At 35.6% G+C, this 17,105-nt stretch carries 16 protein-coding genes and 3 tRNA genes; 12 read left to right on the forward strand and 7 right to left on the reverse strand.

Annotated elements, in window-relative coordinates:
- Window positions 1-18 precede the first annotated feature (18 nt).
- The 4 genes from GXM17_RS08415 to GXM17_RS08430 are packed head-to-tail and all read left to right on the forward strand — an operon-like array spanning window position 19 to window position 4,441.
- A complete protein-coding gene (locus tag GXM17_RS08415) occupies window positions 19-1,167 on the forward strand; it encodes an ABC transporter substrate-binding protein (protein ID WP_163398862.1) in 1,149 nt (382 codons plus the stop codon).
- A complete protein-coding gene (locus tag GXM17_RS08420) occupies window positions 1,167-2,102 on the forward strand; it encodes a methionyl-tRNA formyltransferase (protein WP_244307358.1) in 936 nt (311 codons plus the stop codon). The genes GXM17_RS08415 and GXM17_RS08420 overlap by 1 nt, the downstream gene beginning before the upstream one ends.
- A 49-nt stretch (window positions 2,103-2,151) precedes the next feature.
- Window positions 2,152-3,318 carry a hypothetical protein gene (locus GXM17_RS08425; RefSeq protein WP_163398863.1) on the forward strand — a complete coding sequence of 389 codons (1,167 nt, stop codon included), beginning with the start codon at window positions 2,152-2,154 and terminating at the stop codon, window positions 3,316-3,318.
- Complete coding sequence (locus tag GXM17_RS08430) at window positions 3,206-4,441, forward strand: T9SS type A sorting domain-containing protein (protein WP_163398865.1); 1,236 nt, start codon at window positions 3,206-3,208, stop codon at window positions 4,439-4,441. The genes GXM17_RS08425 and GXM17_RS08430 overlap by 113 nt, the downstream gene beginning before the upstream one ends.
- 103 nt (window positions 4,442-4,544) lie before the next feature.
- Here the strand turns inward: GXM17_RS08430 and dnaB are convergent, their stop codons facing one another.
- The 5 genes from dnaB to tgt form a co-directional block, all read right to left on the reverse strand.
- A complete protein-coding gene (gene dnaB, locus GXM17_RS08435; protein WP_163398866.1) occupies window positions 4,545-6,089 on the reverse strand; it encodes a replicative DNA helicase in 1,545 nt (514 codons plus the stop codon).
- A gap of 140 nt (window positions 6,090-6,229) precedes the next feature.
- The gene (locus tag GXM17_RS08440; RefSeq protein WP_163398867.1) at window positions 6,230-7,183 is read right to left on the reverse strand and encodes an acetyl-CoA carboxylase carboxyltransferase subunit alpha; all 954 of its coding nucleotides are present in this window, start codon (window positions 7,181-7,183) and stop codon (window positions 6,230-6,232) included.
- Between the two features lie 100 nt (window positions 7,184-7,283).
- Complete coding sequence (locus GXM17_RS08445) at window positions 7,284-8,171, reverse strand: DMT family transporter (RefSeq protein WP_163398869.1); 888 nt, start codon at window positions 8,169-8,171, stop codon at window positions 7,284-7,286.
- Window positions 8,158-9,246, reverse strand: coding sequence for an LptF/LptG family permease (locus GXM17_RS08450; RefSeq protein WP_163398871.1), 1,089 nt, complete (start codon window positions 9,244-9,246; stop codon window positions 8,158-8,160). The genes GXM17_RS08445 and GXM17_RS08450 overlap by 14 nt, the downstream gene beginning before the upstream one ends.
- 89 nt (window positions 9,247-9,335) lie before the next feature.
- Window positions 9,336-10,466: a tRNA guanosine(34) transglycosylase Tgt gene (tgt, locus tag GXM17_RS08455; protein ID WP_163398872.1), complete on the reverse strand. Its 1,131-nt coding sequence runs from the start codon at window positions 10,464-10,466 to the stop codon at window positions 9,336-9,338.
- A gap of 315 nt (window positions 10,467-10,781) precedes the next feature.
- On the opposite strand from tgt, the gene GXM17_RS08460 reads away from it, so the two are divergent.
- The 3 genes from GXM17_RS08460 (at window position 10,782) to GXM17_RS08470 (ending at window position 13,203) form a co-directional block, all read left to right on the forward strand.
- Window positions 10,782-11,084 (forward strand): hypothetical protein, encoded by a 303-nt coding sequence (locus GXM17_RS08460; protein WP_163398874.1) that lies wholly within the window; start codon window positions 10,782-10,784, stop codon window positions 11,082-11,084.
- A 238-nt stretch (window positions 11,085-11,322) separates the two neighbouring features.
- The gene (locus GXM17_RS08465; protein WP_163398875.1) at window positions 11,323-12,177 is read left to right on the forward strand and encodes a transketolase; all 855 of its coding nucleotides are present in this window, start codon (window positions 11,323-11,325) and stop codon (window positions 12,175-12,177) included.
- A gap of 72 nt (window positions 12,178-12,249) precedes the next feature.
- A complete protein-coding gene (locus tag GXM17_RS08470) occupies window positions 12,250-13,203 on the forward strand; it encodes a transketolase family protein (RefSeq protein ID WP_163398876.1) in 954 nt (317 codons plus the stop codon).
- 78 nt (window positions 13,204-13,281) lie between these two features.
- Here GXM17_RS08470 and bamM read toward each other — a convergent pair whose 3' ends face one another.
- On the reverse strand, window positions 13,282-14,433 hold the full coding sequence (gene bamM / locus GXM17_RS08475) for a BamM family beta-barrel-assembly machinery protein (RefSeq protein ID WP_163398878.1): 1,152 nt from the start codon (window positions 14,431-14,433) through the stop codon (window positions 13,282-13,284).
- A 79-nt stretch (window positions 14,434-14,512) separates the two neighbouring features.
- Between bamM and GXM17_RS08480 the strand changes: the two genes are divergently transcribed.
- Entirely contained in the window at window positions 14,513-14,902 is a 390-nt protein-coding gene (locus GXM17_RS08480; protein ID WP_163398879.1) for an RNA-binding S4 domain-containing protein, read from the forward strand.
- A 176-nt stretch (window positions 14,903-15,078) separates the two neighbouring features.
- Complete coding sequence (locus tag GXM17_RS08485) at window positions 15,079-15,579, forward strand: phosphoribosyltransferase family protein (RefSeq protein WP_163398881.1); 501 nt, start codon at window positions 15,079-15,081, stop codon at window positions 15,577-15,579.
- Here GXM17_RS08485 and GXM17_RS08490 read toward each other — a convergent pair.
- The gene (locus tag GXM17_RS08490; protein ID WP_163398882.1) at window positions 15,571-16,089 is read right to left on the reverse strand and encodes a shikimate kinase; all 519 of its coding nucleotides are present in this window, start codon (window positions 16,087-16,089) and stop codon (window positions 15,571-15,573) included. The two genes, GXM17_RS08485 and GXM17_RS08490, sit on opposite strands and share 9 nt — an antisense overlap.
- A gap of 126 nt (window positions 16,090-16,215) precedes the next feature.
- On the opposite strand from GXM17_RS08490, the gene GXM17_RS08495 reads away from it, so the two are divergent.
- The 3 genes from GXM17_RS08495 (at window position 16,216) to GXM17_RS08505 (ending at window position 16,525) form a co-directional block, all read left to right on the forward strand.
- Window positions 16,216-16,288, forward strand: a tRNA-Lys gene (locus GXM17_RS08495).
- Between the two features lie 39 nt (window positions 16,289-16,327).
- Window positions 16,328-16,400, forward strand: a tRNA-Lys gene (locus GXM17_RS08500).
- A 42-nt stretch (window positions 16,401-16,442) separates the two neighbouring features.
- Window positions 16,443-16,525 (forward strand) — tRNA-Leu (locus tag GXM17_RS08505).
- The last annotated feature ends 580 nt before the right edge of the window (window positions 16,526-17,105 follow it).

A 17,105-nucleotide genomic window follows, 5' to 3' on the forward strand; every position in this document is an offset into this window, starting at 1 on the left:
TTCATACTTAAAAAATGTATGCAAACAATAGGAATTTTATTAGCCCGTTCAACTTTTTACCATACAATAGGTTTTGACTTATACGAAGGACTACGGCAAAGATTAAAACAATTGGGAAGAAGTGACATTAAAATAGTTACAGAAAACATTGGCTTTGGAGCGGATAAACAACAATGTTATCGAAGTGCTGAAAAACTTTTACTGGAAGAAAATGTCTCATTAGTAATTGCTTATATAGGACATCGTACTGCCCAATTGCTGCGTCCACTTTTCCTTTCTGCAAATAAAATGCTGATTGTTCTGGATGCCGGTGCCAATCTTCCACAAGAATGGTCAGCATCCCCAAATATTTTTTACCATTCACTTCATAATTCTCTGGGTGCCTGGCTTGCCGCAAAACAGGCTGTAAAAGACGGATATAAAAACGGCGGAATGGTTACTGGTTATTATGATGGAGGCTATTTACAAACCTTCAGCATTTCAAAGGGGTTTGAAGGTGCTGGCGGAAAAATTTGCTTCAACCATGCCACTGGTTATAAAAAAGAGGACTTTACAATGTTACCGCTCAAAAGTTTTTTAAAAGAATTTGACAACACAGCACTATTGACATTATTTAGTGGAGACTATATGCAGTGGAATTTTGAAGAAATAAGAGAAACTATAAATAAAAACACTCCTATTTATTTATCTCCTTTTGGCTTTGAAGAAACAATGCTGGAAACAGCAATACATCCCAATACTAAAACCAAAGGTGTTGCAGCATGGGCAAAATCAATTAAAAATGATGAAAATTCATTATTCATAGAAACAATTGAATCTATTGGCAGAACACCGAATTTATTTTCTCTGTTAAGCTGGGAAAGTGCTCAAATTGCTTTAAAAGTCTTAGACCTTTTAAATGCTAACAATAACAACATCCTACTAACAGCCCAAGATTTATATACTTTTGAATTTGACAGCCCAAGGGGGAAAATTAAATTTCATGCCGAAACCAATACTTCAATAGGACAATTATACAACGCAGAAATTATAGCTTCTAATGATGGAAAATGCCAAGTCAGAATAGACGAAGCAATAATAGACACAGCTGAAGAATTTGAGACAATGACTCAGCTTGAACTGGACAACATCTCATCTGCCTGGCACAACAGTTATACATGTATCTAATGGAAAAACAAAAAAAAATAATTGTATTATGTGGAGGAAAATTTGCATTTCAATCATTGCAGGCACTTGCCTATGAAAAATTTTTATGCGGTGTAGGCATCGGTAAAGGAAATAACAGAATAACAGACGCTTTAGAAAGAGAATCACAAGATAACCACATGGCTTTTAAATCATTCCCTGACAAGAAAAGTATCAATGAAATGAGAGCCTGGTTAGATGAAGTCCAGCCTGATTATATTTTCTCTATATCTTTTCCTTTTTTAATTCCTGAAGATGTTTTGTCGTACGGACATGAGAAATTCATCAACTTTCATCCAGGTCCATTGCCGCAATACAGAGGTCCTATGCCAATTTTTGAAGTATTAAAAAATCAGGAAACCCAAACGGCAATTTGTGCACACCTAATGAGCAGCACTTTTGATCAGGGCAATATTATATTTAATGATATTGTTCAAATAGAAAATAAAGACAATTATGGCAGGCTCGCTGTAAAATTAAGTAACCGCATGGCTCATACAGTGTTAAATATGGCTAATATGGTCCAATTTGCAAGTACAATTCCTAATAAACCACAAGAAGAGTCTGAAGCTTACTATTTTGAAAAACCAGATTTTACCGATACTTATATCAATTGGAGAAGAATGGGGGCAGAAGAAATAATATCATTAATCAATGCCTGTAATCCCTGGAATATAGGAGCAGATGCAACTTTTCAGGGAGAACAAGTAAAAATTATAGCCGCTTCAATAGTTGATGAATCTCATAAAAGCAAAACACCAGGAACAATTGTTTCTCTTACCACAGAGAACAGTATAAATATTGCATGTTCTGATGATAAGCAAATTACAATAGAAATAATGAGTACTGATGACGGAATAATTGCTTCAAAACAATTCAACCCGCATCGATATTTAATTGGAGCCTGCTTCAACTGAAACTTAATTGATAAAATAAAATTTTATAAAAACTTTAAATTAATTACACATGAGAAAAAAAATTACTTTACTAATAATGTCATGCCTGTTTTATATGAATGGGTATTCACAGACTCCGTTTTGGAGCGATAGTTTTGAGGACACAGGTTCTCCTACCAGCGGTACCAGAAGTGCACCTTCTGCATTTGCTGTAAATAATAATGGCAGCAGGGTTTTTAATATTGCCAGTAATGCAGATCTTAGCATCGTAGGAGACGCAGCTCAAGGTGTTACATATTCATACATTGGAGCTGACGGAACCAAGTTTTGGGCCGGAGAAGATACGGATAATGGTGTTACACCTGTAACTATTGCTAATGTATTAAAAACAGTAACCTGGACTATTGATATTTCAGGCAAATCCAATATCAAACTGAAAGGTCTTTTCGCTGCAGGTAATACTACGAATACACCCGGCGCATATGAAAACACATCTACATCTGCAACCATTGACTACATGTCAATGCAATACAGTATAAATGGTGGACCAATTCAAGATTTATTGAATTTTTACCCTTTAGCTAATGTATCAAGTCGTTTATATCCTGATGCAGATTTTGACAAAAATGGAGATCCTGCGGCTACACCTCTAAGCAATACATTCACAGAATTTATAGGAAACATTAACGGAACAGGTACTACTTTGACACTATATATGAATATGGCAATGAGTGGTAGTGCTGAAGAAGTAGCAGTAGACAACTTAAGATTAGTTGAAATAGCTTCATGTGTATCTCCAACAGCTTATAATGTTACAGGAACAAATTCATACTGTGCTGGTGGTTCAGGGGTTGCTGTTGGATTATCTAATTCCGAAACCGGAGTTACTTATCAATTAAAAAATGGGACTACAGACATAGGAACTCCTGTTGCAGGAACTGGTTCCTCAATATCATTTGGCAATCAAATAACTGCTGCTACTTACACTGTTGTAGCTACAAGAACAGTTGGAGGCTGTACTAATAATATGAATGGCAGTGCTATAGTTACTATTACATCTCCTCCGGCTGTACCGACTGTATCGACAACTCCGGCTACATGCTCGGCTAACGGAACAGCTTCAATTGCCAACTATTCTGCGTACTTCGGCTGCTTCGGCTTCGGTTATAATTCCACTGCAATTGGCTGCACCGGCTGTACCGACTGTATCGACAACTGCGGCTACATGCTCGGCTAACGGAACAGCTTCGATTACCAACTATTCCGCTTTACTAACTTATACTTCAACTCCGGCTGGGGCAACTGTAGGCACATTAGGTGCTATTAATGGAACGGCTGGAACAGCTTATACTTTCACTGCTACAAATGCTTTGAACTGCACTTCGGCTGCTTCGGCTTCGGTTACAATTCCGCTGCAATTGGCCGCACCGGCTGAACCGACTGTATCGACAACTCCGGCTACATGCTCGGCTAACGGAAGAGCTTTGATTACCAACTATTCAGCTTTACTGACTTATACATCGACTCCGGCTGGGGCAACTGTAGGTGCGTTGGGTGCCATTTCTGGAACCCCAGGAACAGCTTATACTTTCACTGCAACTAATGCTTCAGGATGTACTTCGGCCACGTCGGCTTCGGTTACAATTCCGCTGCAATTGGCCGCACCGGCTGTACCGACTGTATCCACAACTTCGGCTACATGCTCGGCTAACGGAACAGCTTCAATTGCAAACTATTCCGCTTTACTGACTTATACATCGACTCCGGCTGGGGCAACTGTAGGTGCATTAGGTGCCATTTCTGGAACCCCAGGAACAGCTTATACTTTCACTGCAACTAATGCTTCAGGATGTACTTCGGCCACGTCGGCTTCTGTAACTATTGCCCCGAAGCTTCCGATTCCTAGTAATGGAGCAACTCTATCATCTGGTGTTATAACAGCGACCCAAACTGGTGCTTCATACCAATGGATTCAATGTCCTGCCACTATATTAATTGGGGAAAACGGGCAATCATTCACTCCAACAGCTACTGGCTCTTATGCAGTTGTTGTAACTCTAGGAAGTTGTAGTGTTATTTCATCATGTGTACCTGTAAGTAGTTTAGCTAATCCTAATATAGAAGATAAATCTAAATTTGTAATGTATCCAAACCCTAACAAGGGGATTGTAAACATACAAACTGACCATGATAGCGATTTAATCATCACAAATCAATTAGGTCAGACTATTAAAATAGCAAAAGTGACATCTGATGTAATTAATACAATTAATCTTGAGGGTAATGCTGACGGGGTTTATTTTATTACGGAAAAGAAAGGCAGTAAATTAATTACGCACAAATTGATTCTTAAAAAATAATTCAAAAAAGGTTTTTATAAAATTCTTTTAAGCAGAAAGGGAAAAGCATATAACTTTTCCCTTTCTTTTTATATCAATTTTAAATCAAATTTTAAATCAAATTTTAAAACGGCACGTCACTATCATCATCGTCATCATTCAGATTGCTTCCAAAAGCTTCGTTGGCAGATGGTAGATTTTTGGTTATATAATGATTATCATCATGATTCATTTTTGATGGTAAATCATCGTAACTACCTGAAAAGTCATCAAGATTATCAAATTTCCCGAGATGCCCTATAAATTTTAGACGGATGTTTTCGATACCACCATTACGGTGTTTTGCTATCATTATTTCGGCCTGACCAGCTGTTGGCGACGCCTCATCATCATCCCATTCATCAATTTTGTAGTATTCGGGTCTATATAAAAACGAAACGATATCAGCATCCTGCTCAATAGCACCGGATTCACGAAGATCCGATAATAATGGACGTTTACTTGAGCCACGGGTTTCTACAGCACGCGATAACTGTGAAAGTGCAATTACCGGAACGTTGAGTTCTTTTGCCAAAGCCTTTAAGTTTCGGGAAATGGTAGAAATTTCCTGTTCACGATTTCCTCCCCCTTTATTATTTCCTCCTGCAGTCATCAACTGCAAATAATCGATAATGATGATTTTAATACCGTGCTGCGAAGCTAAACGACGGCATTTTGCTCTTAAATCGAAAATAGAAAGCGATGGTGTATCATCAATATACAAAGGTGCTTTTTCTAAGTCCTTTACTTTTGTACTCAACATCGTCCATTCATGAGGCTCCAGTTTGCCTGTACGTAATTTCTCTGATGACAATCCTGTTTCAGATGAAATTAGTCTGGTAATCAACTGAACAGATGCCATCTCCAGAGAGAACAAAGCGACTCCGTGTCCAAACTGAATGGCAATATTTCTGGCCATCGAAAGTACAAACGCCGTTTTTCCCATCGCTGGTCTGGCTGCAATAATAATTAAATCACTGGGCTGCCATCCGGAAGTCAGTTTATCTAAATTGGTAAAACCGGTTTCAACACCACTTAATCCCTCTTTTTTAGAAATTTCTTCAATTTTCTTTTTAGCCTGTAAAACCAAACTTTGTGCAGTTTCAGAACTACGCTTAATGTTTCCCTGAGTTACTTCGTATAGTTTTGATTCGGCCTGATCTAATAAATCAAAAACATCTGTAGTTTCATCATAAGATGCTTCGATAATTTCTGATGAAATTCTAATCAAACTTCTCTGAATAAACTTCTGAAGAATGATACGGGAGTGGAACTCGATATGTGCAGAAGAAGCAATTTTTTGTGTCAGCTGGATCAAATAAAAGTCACCTCCGGCTAATTCTAATTTTCCATTCTTTTTTAACTGACTGGAAACGGTAAGTAGGTCAATTGGCTGTGTTTCTGTAAAAAGCTGAATAATAGCTTCAAAAATATATTTATGTGCATCTTTATAAAATGCATCAGGCTGTAGAATATCAATTACATCATCAACTCCTTTTTTATCAATCATCATAGCACCAAGAACAGCTTCTTCTAAATCAAGTGCCTGCGGTGGGAGTTTTCCTTTTTCTAAATTAATTATTGTCGTTTTATCGACCTTTACAGGGTTTATATTTTTGAAATTTTCCATTTAGCGAAATTAGCGAAATTTAAAAAAATAATACTATCTAGTTATAAGTAATGCTTGTTTATAAATAAATATTTTTTGTTCATAACCAAAAAAAAATCCGAAACTGTAAGGCTTCGGATTTTATATCATGTATTATGAATTTATTCTTTATATTCGCCCATATTACTGTACTTGTCCATTCTCTGGGCAATTAAATCGGCTGTTGATAAGTCTTTCAATTCGTTATATCCTTTTGTGATATATTCTGCTACGGTCTTAAAAGTAGTTTCTCTGTCATAATGCGCTCCACCAAGTGGTTCCGGAATAACATCATCAACCAGCTTTTGTTTTTTCATATCAGATGATGTCAATTTCAAAGCATCAGCAGCACGCTCTTTGTACTCCCAGCTTTTCCATAAAATTGAAGAACACGATTCAGGAGAAATTACAGAATACCATGTATTCTCTAACATATAAACTCTGTCTCCAACGCCAATTCCTAAAGCTCCTCCGGAAGCTCCTTCTCCAACAATGATGGTAATAATTGGCACTTTCAGACGAACCATTTCAAAAATGTTTCTCGCAATAGCTTCTCCCTGACCTCTTTCTTCAGCTTCAAGTCCAGGATAGGCACCCGGGGTATCTACTAAAGTTAAAACCGGAATTCCAAATTTCTCGGCCATTTTCATCAAACGCAAAGCTTTACGGTATCCCTCCGGATTGGCCATACCAAAATTACGGTATTGACGCGTTTTGGTATTAAAACCCTTTTGCTGCCCAACAATCATAAACGACTGACCGTTTATTTTACCAAGTCCGCCAACCATTGCTTTATCATCTTTGAATCCGCGATCTCCATGGAGTTCTAAAAATGTATCTCCGCAAATTGCTCTGATATAATCTAAAGTATAAGGCCTGTTTGGATGCCTCGATAATTGAACACGCTGCCAGGCAGTAAGATTTTTGTATATTTCTTTTTTAGTTTGCTCTAATTTTTTGTTGATTTCCTTGCAGGTAGGTGTTACATCAACATTAGATTCTTTTCCAATTATAACACACTTTTCCAGCTGTTCTTCAAGTTCTTTGATTGGAAGCTCAAAATCTAAATATTCCATGGATTTTTGAATTTTGTTTTTAAATCGAACCGCAAATATAAAAATATTATATGATTGGTGTAAATAATTCACACTAAACTATTGGTGCGTAATTTAAATATTAGTGTTTTTTCTTGTTCTGAGAATGTTTGAAAACGCCATTTAAAATAACTGTTATCACTATTATCAAGGCACCAATATAAAATTCAGTACTCATTTTTTCTTTACCGCCAAGTATAAAATAGGCCAGCACAATTCCGTAAACAGGCTCTAAATTAGTGGTTAACATTACGGTGTAGGGTGTTAATCTCTGCATTACTTTGACAGATGCTGTAAAGGCATAAGCCGTGCAAACTGAAGCTAAAATGAGCAGCAGGATCCAATTATTTAATGAGATGGCAAAAAAATCAGCGGTAAATTTTCCCTGCACCAAAAAATAAAGAGTGATAAAAAAAACACCAGCACCGAATTCATAAAATGTAATAATTGAAGGTTCATGATCTGAGATTAATTTTCCGTTCAATAAAGTAAAAACAACTCCTAAAATAATGGATGCCAAAGCATAATAGACTCCTGTAAGATATTTAATTTCTACCTGCAATATTAAAGCCAGTCCCGCAATAATTATCAGTCCGAAAAAAACTTCATACCATAATATTTTTCTTCCGTAGAAAAGCGGTTCCAACAATGAAGCAAAAAAAGCACCTAATGAAAATATAGAAAGTGTTATTGAAACGTTTGAAACATGTATAGCCTTAAAAAAGAAGATCCAGTGTAAAGCTATTAGTAAACCAACAAAAACTAACTTAAAAAGTTCCTTTACCGGAACCTGAAAAGACTGTTTTTTATAAACTATAAATGCTCCTAAAAAAATTAAGGCAAAAAGCATTCTGTACCAAACCAGATTGTCGGCATCAATGGTAATCAATGCTCCAAGTATAGCCGTAAACCCCCATATGAAAACTATTAAATGAAGATTCAAATAGCTTTTTAAATTATCGTTTCGCATTGCGTAGTAAGTAGATTGCCAGAATTCCAAAAACAATATTCGGGAACCAGACAGCTAAAAAAGGTGAGAAAGTTGATTTTTCGGCAAGGGTGCCAAATATTTTATCGAAAAATACGAATGAAAAAGCAATAGCTATTCCTATAGCCAGATTGACTCCCATTCCGCCGCGTCGCTTCATAGCCGAAACAGCCACAGCAATAATAGTCAGAATAAAAGCAGAAACCGGCACACTGTATTTTTTATAAAGCACTACCAGATAAGTATTGATATTTCCTGAACCTCTTTTGCGTTCTTTATCAATAAAATCAATTAAATCACCTAAAGAAAGCGTTTCTGCAATATAAACAACCGGAGTTAAATCTGCCAGTTCAAACTTGAATTTTACTGGTTTTTCTGGATTTTTTTCGATCACATCATTAAGTTCTCCAACCGTTCTTTTGGTATAATCATACAAAATATAAGTTTTCTTTTTAGGATCCCAGGTAATTCGGCTGGCAGTAATTTTATAAGTAAGCTTGTCTTTTTCAAAATGCTCCAGCGAAAAATTAAATGCCGTTTTAGTTTCTTCATTAAAGCTGTTTACAAAAATAAAATCGTTATCATTAATCTGCCTGTAAACATTGGTATTTTCACCTCGCATAAGCTGCTTACCGTTCCCTTTCAGATAGGTGTACCTAAAATTATTAAAACCTTCGCTGGCAGCAGGAACAATAAAAAACCCCATTAAAAGTACAAAAACCGAAACGATAGAAGCACCAATAATATAAGGCCTTAAAAATCTCGTAAATGAAATCCCTGAACTTAAAATAGCAATAATCTCCGTATTATTTGCAAGTTTGGAAGTAAACCATATTACCGATAAAAACAGAAAAATAGGAAAAAGCGAATTCGCAAAATAAACGGTGAAATTGTAATAATAAATAGCAATTTGGGTAAACGGAATCTTGTTTTCCAGCATTTTATTCACCTTTTCAGAAACGTCAATTACAATTCCGATTGGAATAAATAAAAGAATCATCACCGAAAAAGTGGCTAAATATCTTTTTAAAATGTACTTATCTATTATTGTTAACATAGATTTTGTGTGTTTTTTGTTTCAGGTTTCAAGTTTCACGTTACTTACAGAACCTGAAACTTGGAACTAAAAAAACTTGGAACTCTTTCTTAAAGTCTTTGACTCATATTTTTAACCATCATTTCTTTCCATGGCCTGAAATCACCTGCTAAGATATGTTTTCTGGCTTCTCTAACCAGCCACATGTAAAAACCAAGGTTATGAATCGTTGCAATTTGTTTTCCCAAATATTCGTTGGCTGCAAATAAGTGACGCAAATATGCTTTTGAATATTCTGTATCTACAAAAGTATATCCCATTTCGTCAAGTGGAGAAAAATCAGCTTCCCATTTTTTGTTTTTGATATTGATCGTTCCGTTTGCTGTAAAAAGCATTCCGTTTCTGGCGTTACGTGTTGGCATCACACAATCGAACATATCAATTCCTAACGCAATATTTTCTAATATATTTATCGGAGTTCCAACCCCCATCAAGTAACGTGGTTTGTCTTCCGGAAGAATTTCGCAGACCACTTCTGTCATAGCATACATTTCCTCAGCAGGCTCCCCTACTGACAAACCTCCAATTGCATTTCCCTGCTGACCTGAATTCGCAATATATTCTGCCGACTGACGGCGTAAATCTTTATAAGTACTTCCCTGAACAATCGGAAAAAAAGTTTGCTCATAACCGTATTTGTAAGGCACTTTATCCAAATGATTAATACAGCGGTCTAACCAGCGATGTGTCATGTGCATAGAGCGTTGTGCATATCTGTAATCACAAGGGTACGGCGTACATTCGTCAAAAGCCATAATAATATCAGCGCCAATGGTCCGCTGAATTTCCATTACATTTTCTGGTGTAAAAAAATGGTATGAACCATCGATATGGGATTTAAACTTCACCCCCTCTTCCTTGATTTTTCTATTGGATGAAAGAGAATATACCTGATAACCTCCGGAATCCGTCAAAATATTACGATCCCAATTCATGAATTTATGAAGTCCGCCAGCTTTCTCAAGAATTTCAGTCTGCGGACGCAAGTATAAATGATAGGTATTCCCAAGGATAATATCCGGATTAATTTCTTCCTTAAGCTCACGCTGATGTACCCCTTTTACAGAAGCCACGGTTCCGACAGGCATAAAAATAGGAGTTTCTATAACTCCGTGATCTGTAGTAATACTTCCTGCTCTCGCTTTCGATTGCGGATCTTTTTGTAATAAATCAAACTTCATCTGTTTCTTTTTTCAGGGTGCAAAGATAGGTTAATTTAGAGAATTAGATAATTTGGAAATTAGAAAATTAGATAATGATTAACAACCTGAAGCCACAACCTAAAAAATTTGGAATTTGGAATTTTGCATTTGGAGTTTTAAAATTGCTTTGGGCGCTACCAAAGGATCGGGCTTTCGCTATATTCGCTTTCAAAATACAAAATGTAAAAACTACAAGATTAACCCATTAAACATATAACAATCGGCGATATTCATTTTTTAATTTTAATAATCACAAAAAAATCGAAAATTATTTTTAATTAAATTATAGAAATCATGATAAACGCTGATGAAAAATTAGATCAAATCAAGGATGATCAAATCGAAAAAAACCTTGAAAACATGAATTATGATGCAAACGAAGACATCTACAATCAGGAAGAAAGATTAGAAGATATTGACCCTCAGGATATTTCCGGAGAAAGAATAATCAATAATGACAATCACGAGTGGAAACAAAACAGCGACAAACTCGGCAACGACTTAGACATTCCGGGATCAGAACTTGATGACGAACAAGAAGAAATCGGCTCTGAAGACGAAGAAAACAATTATTACAGTGAAGGCGACACAGAATAAAACCTTAAATTTACTTCAAAATTAAAGTCCCATTGGGGCTTTTTTTGTTTTAATTTTTACCAAAAACAACAAAACAGAAACATCTTCTTTCAAAAATTCAAATCATTTAGCTTATTTTTTTTAAGATTAATAAAAAAAGCATCTGAATATCACAATTGCATCAAACTAAAGCAGAAAATCATTTGTCAGCCCGCAAAATAAAAATTACTTTTGCACCAGTTTAACTTTTATATATAAAATGAAGCCTAACACACAACAATTAAGCGATTTAACGATCCAGGTAAGAAGAGATATTCTTAGAATGGTACATGCTGTCAACTCAGGTCACCCAGGTGGTTCATTAGGTTGCACTGAATTTTTGGTAACTCTATACCAAAATATTATGGAACGTAAAGAAGGTTTTGATATGGACGGAATCGGAGAAGATCTTTTCTTCCTTTCAAATGGTCATATTTCACCTGTATTTTATAGCGTTTTAGCGAGAAGCGGTTATTTCCCTGTTTCAGAGCTTGCTACTTTCAGATTATTAAACTCTCGTTTACAAGGACACCCAACAACTCACGAAGGATTACCAGGAGTTCGTATGGCTTCCGGATCATTAGGACAAGGTTTGTCTGTCGCTCTTGGTGCTGCTCAGGCTAAAAAATTAAATGGTGACAATCATTTGGTTTACACTTTACACGGAGACGGGGAATTACAGGAAGGTCAAAACTGGGAAGCTATCATGTATGCTTCTGCAAAAAATGTTGACAACCTTATCGCAACAGTTGACCTTAACGGAAAACAAATCGACGGAACGACAGACGAGGTTTTAGCAATGGGAAGCTTAAAAGCTAAATTCGAAGCTTTTGACTGGGAAGTTATTGAAATTACCAAAGGAAACGACATCGAATCTATCATTGGCGGAATGAATGAAGCAAAAGCAAGAACAGGAAAAGGAAAACCGGTTTGTGTTTTACTTCATACCGAGATGGGTAATGGTGTAGATTATATGATGTACAGTCATGCATGGCATGGTAAAGCACCTAATGATGCTCAGCTTGCAACTGCTTTAGAACAGAACTATAACACCGGAGGCAATTCAGATTACTAAAATAGCTTTAAGCAGTAAGCAATAAGCTTTAAGCCTATTGCATACAGCGTATTGCATATAGCAAAATATAAAATGAAAAAATATACAAATACAGGAAGTAAAGATACCCGTTCAGGTTTTGGGGCGGGAATGACTGAACTAGGTCAGAAAAACGAAAAAGTCGTAGCCTTATGTGCTGACTTGATTGGATCATTAAAATTTGATGAATTCAAAAAAAATCATCCGGAGCGTTTTTTCCAGATTGGAATTGCAGAAGCTAACATGATCGGAATCGCTGCAGGTTTAACAATTGGAGGGAAAATTCCGTTTACAGGAACTTTCGCCAACTTCTCTACAGGAAGAGTTTACGATCAAATTCGTCAGTCTGTTGCTTATTCTGATAAAAACGTAAAAATCTGTGCTTCTCACGCTGGTTTAACGCTAGGAGAAGACGGTGCTACACACCAAATCTTAGAGGATATCGGATTAATGAAAATGTTACCGGGAATGACTGTAATCAACACTTGTGACTACAATCAAACAAAAGCTGCAACTTTAGCATTGGCAGATCACCACGGTCCTGCGTATTTACGTTTCGGACGTCCGGTTGTACCTAACTTCACACCTGCTGACGAACCATTCGTAATTGGAAAAGCAATTATGTTAAACGAAGGAACTGATGTAACAATTGTTGCAACAGGTCACTTAGTTTGGGAAGCGCTTATTGCTGCCGAAGCACTTGAAGCAAAAGGAATTTCTGCAGAGGTAATCAACATCCACACCATTAAACCTTTGGACGAAGAAGCTATTTTAAAATCAGTAGCTAAAACCAAATGTATTGTGACTGCTGAAGAACACAATTACCTTGGCGGTCTTGGAGAAAGTATTGCTGGTGTATTGGCTTTAAATAATCCTACTCCTCAGGAATTTGTTGCTGTAAAAGACAGTTTCGGTGAATCTGGAACTCCGGAGCAATTAATGGAAAAATACAAATTAAACAATCAGGCGATTGTTGAAGCTGTAGAAAGAGTTATCAAAAGAAAATAATTTTTTTATATTTCTTTTCTTTCTTATAAAAAAAACCTCGAAATTCACATTTCGAGGTTTTTATTTTGGTACGATTTTTTATTTTTTTGTCGTTACCGTAGTAACTTTAGTCGTGTTGTGATCTTTATCAAGATGAATTTTTTTTCTGCCTAGTGTTTCATAATCATATACATTTCTTGTTACACCACCTACCGTTTCAGTTTTAACAAATGCAGGAATACCTTTAGGTTCAGTATTAAAAAATTCATTGGTATTTGGAGTTGCAGGATCATCTACTACATCAAACTTTTCAAAAGGAAAATATTTACTTGGTCCATAATTAACCTCTACACCATCCTCCATCACCCTACCAACTTTTCCGGTTGGTTTTGTAATTTCTAAAAGTGTAGTATAGCCATCACCATCATCATCTGTATCAATAAAATCTGCAAGACCATCGCCATCAGTATCATCAATTAATTCAGCTGGAGGATTTGCATACAATTCTTTATTACGAAAATCATAAACATATCCATCACCATTAATATCTTCGTTAATGTCTAAAATTCCATCCCCATCATGATCCAATCTTTGAATATCATATAATTTAACACTGAAAACTAAAGGCGAATAAGCTTTAATTTCACCTGAACCTCCTGAATAATAAGCTAATCCAGAAGGCAAAAACATAACTCCAGCTCCAAAATCACTATAAGTAATTGTTCCGTCATCATTTACCGGTTCTGCTTTCCCTGCTCTGAGTTTAGGAAAAATTTCTTTCCAGCCATCAATAAGATTAACACCTGCATCCAAATCAAATGTTCTGCCTAAATTATCAGATGTATCAAAGACAGTTCCATCTAATAAGTTCCCTACATAAGCTGCATTAATTCTGTCAAAATTACATGGAGACTCTCCTGTTCCTTCATTTAATACTAAATAATATACCTTATAAGTAATATTATCATTATAAACATCTCTGGTCTGCAAAGGGTATTGTGTTTGAGAAAAGATAGATTCTTGTGTCCCACCGGCAGGAATTTTAGTTATTTTTATATCAAAATCAGCAGTAACTTCTTCAATATAATGTGTTTTTAGATATTTTTCAATGGAATCGTTATCAGCCTCATACTGTTCCTGGTAATCTCTTAAAGGGACAACAACCACCTCATCATCATCATCGTCTTTATTACAAGAAACCAAAGCAGCACCGGCTATCAGTAAAATAAAAAAATATTTAATTTTATTCATTATTGTTAATTTTTTAGGTGCGCAAGATACAATATTGATTTATTTTTGTAAAGAATTTAACTCCGATTTTAGAAAAATTATGCGAATAGATAAATACCTCTGGTGTGTACGATATTACAAGACGAGAAATATGGTTACAGAAGCCTGCAAAAAAAATCAGGTAACAGTAAATGGAGTAGTTTCAAAGCCTTCGAAAGAAGTTTTTCCTACAGACAGAATTACATTCAGAAAAGATCAGATAACATATATAATTACCGTATTGGACATTCCTCAAAACCGTGTTGGTGCCAAACTTGTAGATATTTACCGTAAGGATGAAACACCTGCAGAATCTTTTGAACATTTGGAGATGATTAAACTTTCAAAAGAGCATTACAGAAAAACAGGAACCGGAAGACCAACCAAAAAAGACAGAAGGGATATTGACGATTATGGCAATGAAATTTTCGATGAAGAAGAGGAAAATTAAATTTCCATTTTTTTTAAATTACAAATTACAACTATAAAATTCTCTTCCTTACTTTGGAATTTGAAGATTTAAAATTTCCTTTATAAAATTGGAATTTGGACCCGAGCGACAGCGAATTGGCGAAGCAATTTTTATATTGGAATTTTTAAAATTGTACATTAGCAAAAAAATAAATCATGAGCAACAACATCATCTTAAGCAATCAGGAAATTGAACATAAAATAAAACGCATCGCCTATCAGATTTATGAGACTTTTGTTGATGAAGATGAAGTTGTGATTGCCGGAATAGCCACTAACGGATCTGTTTTCGCCGAAAAAATCGCTTTAGCCTTAAGCAGCATATCTACCCTTAAAATCTCTTTATGCGAAGTTATTGTTGACAAACAAAATCCTCAATTACCTATACAGACTTCTCTAGCTGTATCAGAATACGAAAACAAAGGTTTGGTACTGGTAGATGATGTACTGAATTCAGGAACCACTTTAATTTATGCTGTCCGTCATTTTCTGGACGTTCCTTTAAAGAAATTCAAAACTGCAGTTCTTGTTGACCGAAATCATAAAAAATATCCCGTAAAAGCCGATTTCAAAGGCATCTCGCTTTCTACATCTTTGTTAGAACATGTAAAGGTTGTTTTTGACGAAAACGGAGGCAATTATGCTTCACTAAGCTAATATCTTCAAAATATCCTGAACTGTTTCCTCAACAGTTTTATCATCGACAGAAACTTTATGCTGCGCATGGTTGTAATAAAAGCTTCTGTCGAACAAATGTTTCGCAATAAACTCTCTCATTTCTTCCTCGTCCATATTCGCAATTAACGGACGCTTACTTTTATTATATACTAACCTATTATATAAAGTGTCTATTGAAGCTTTTAAATAAACTGAAACAACATCATCTCTTTTTAATAATTCATGATTATTAGCGTAACATGGTGTTCCGCCACCCAGGCCAATTATACTATTTTCAGAAGACTGAAGTAATTCTAGAAAAATATCGTGTTCTAATTTACGAAAATAGATCTCCCCATACTGTTCAAAAATTTCATTTATGGATAATTCTGCTCTTTTTTCAATGCATTTGTCTAAATCCAGAAACGGAATATGGGTAGTTTTTGATAAACTTTGGGCTATTGTTGACTTTCCGCAGCCCATGTAACCTAATAATATGATTTTTTTCATTTTAATAAAACCTTATAAACTAAGGCGTTGTGAGATTTGGTTAAAAAAAGACAAATTTATAATAAATTTGCTTGCAAATAATAAAATAAACTCCTTATATTTGCACCCGCGTTCAAGAAACATAATGACTCGATAGCTCAGTCGGTAGAGCACATCACTTTTAATGATGGGGTCCTGGGTTCGAGCCCCAGTCGGGTCACAAATTTTGTGATTAACAAATTAAGTTTTTTGAAGCAATGACTCGATAGCTCAGTCGGTAGAGCACATCACTTTTAATGATGGGGTCCTGGGTTCGAGCCCCAGTCGGGTCACAAAAGGTCGGGTATTAAGTTACTCGACCTTTTTTATTTTTCGGCCATGTGGAGAAACGGTAGACTCGCCATCTTGAGGGGGTGGTGCCCGCAAGGGCGTGAGGGTTCAAATCCCTCCATGGTCACTTTTTAATCTTTATTTTAAACTAAACACCTTTATTTACAGGTGTTTTTCTTTTATATATTATTTCAAAATGCGACAATATCCCGACATCTTTGCACGAAAATAAACAAAAACAAATTAATTATTCCAGTCCTTCGTTACAAGAATTAATTGGATATTTATTAAAATCATCTTCATCATAGTTATTTCATTTTCATTATCCAGGATTATAAAAACGTCTTCACTGAATTACTTCTCCCTTTATTCAACTTTTACCTTACCAATTTTGGCACTTCGCAAAACCCTGTTTTAAATATATCTGAACATTTATGCATAGAATGTTCAGCAAACAAGAAAGGGAAAATTATCTGATGAGATTTGGATTCACACTTTTTATTTTGGTTGTTGTCTTACAAATGTATAATATGTTATTTTATCATAGCATCTACTATTATTTACATGGTTCTGATTATAATTTGATTCTTTCTTATTATTAGAAACTAAAAACATACATCTCTTTTTTTTGATAAAAAATCGTAAATCCCTTATACTTCGTGATAAATTTCTAAATCAAAAAATGATTATTCGTAATCCTTCTTTGA

The sequence above is a fragment of the Flavobacterium fluviatile genome (genome assembly GCF_010645065.1).
Classification (GTDB): domain Bacteria; phylum Bacteroidota; class Bacteroidia; order Flavobacteriales; family Flavobacteriaceae; genus Flavobacterium; species Flavobacterium fluviatile.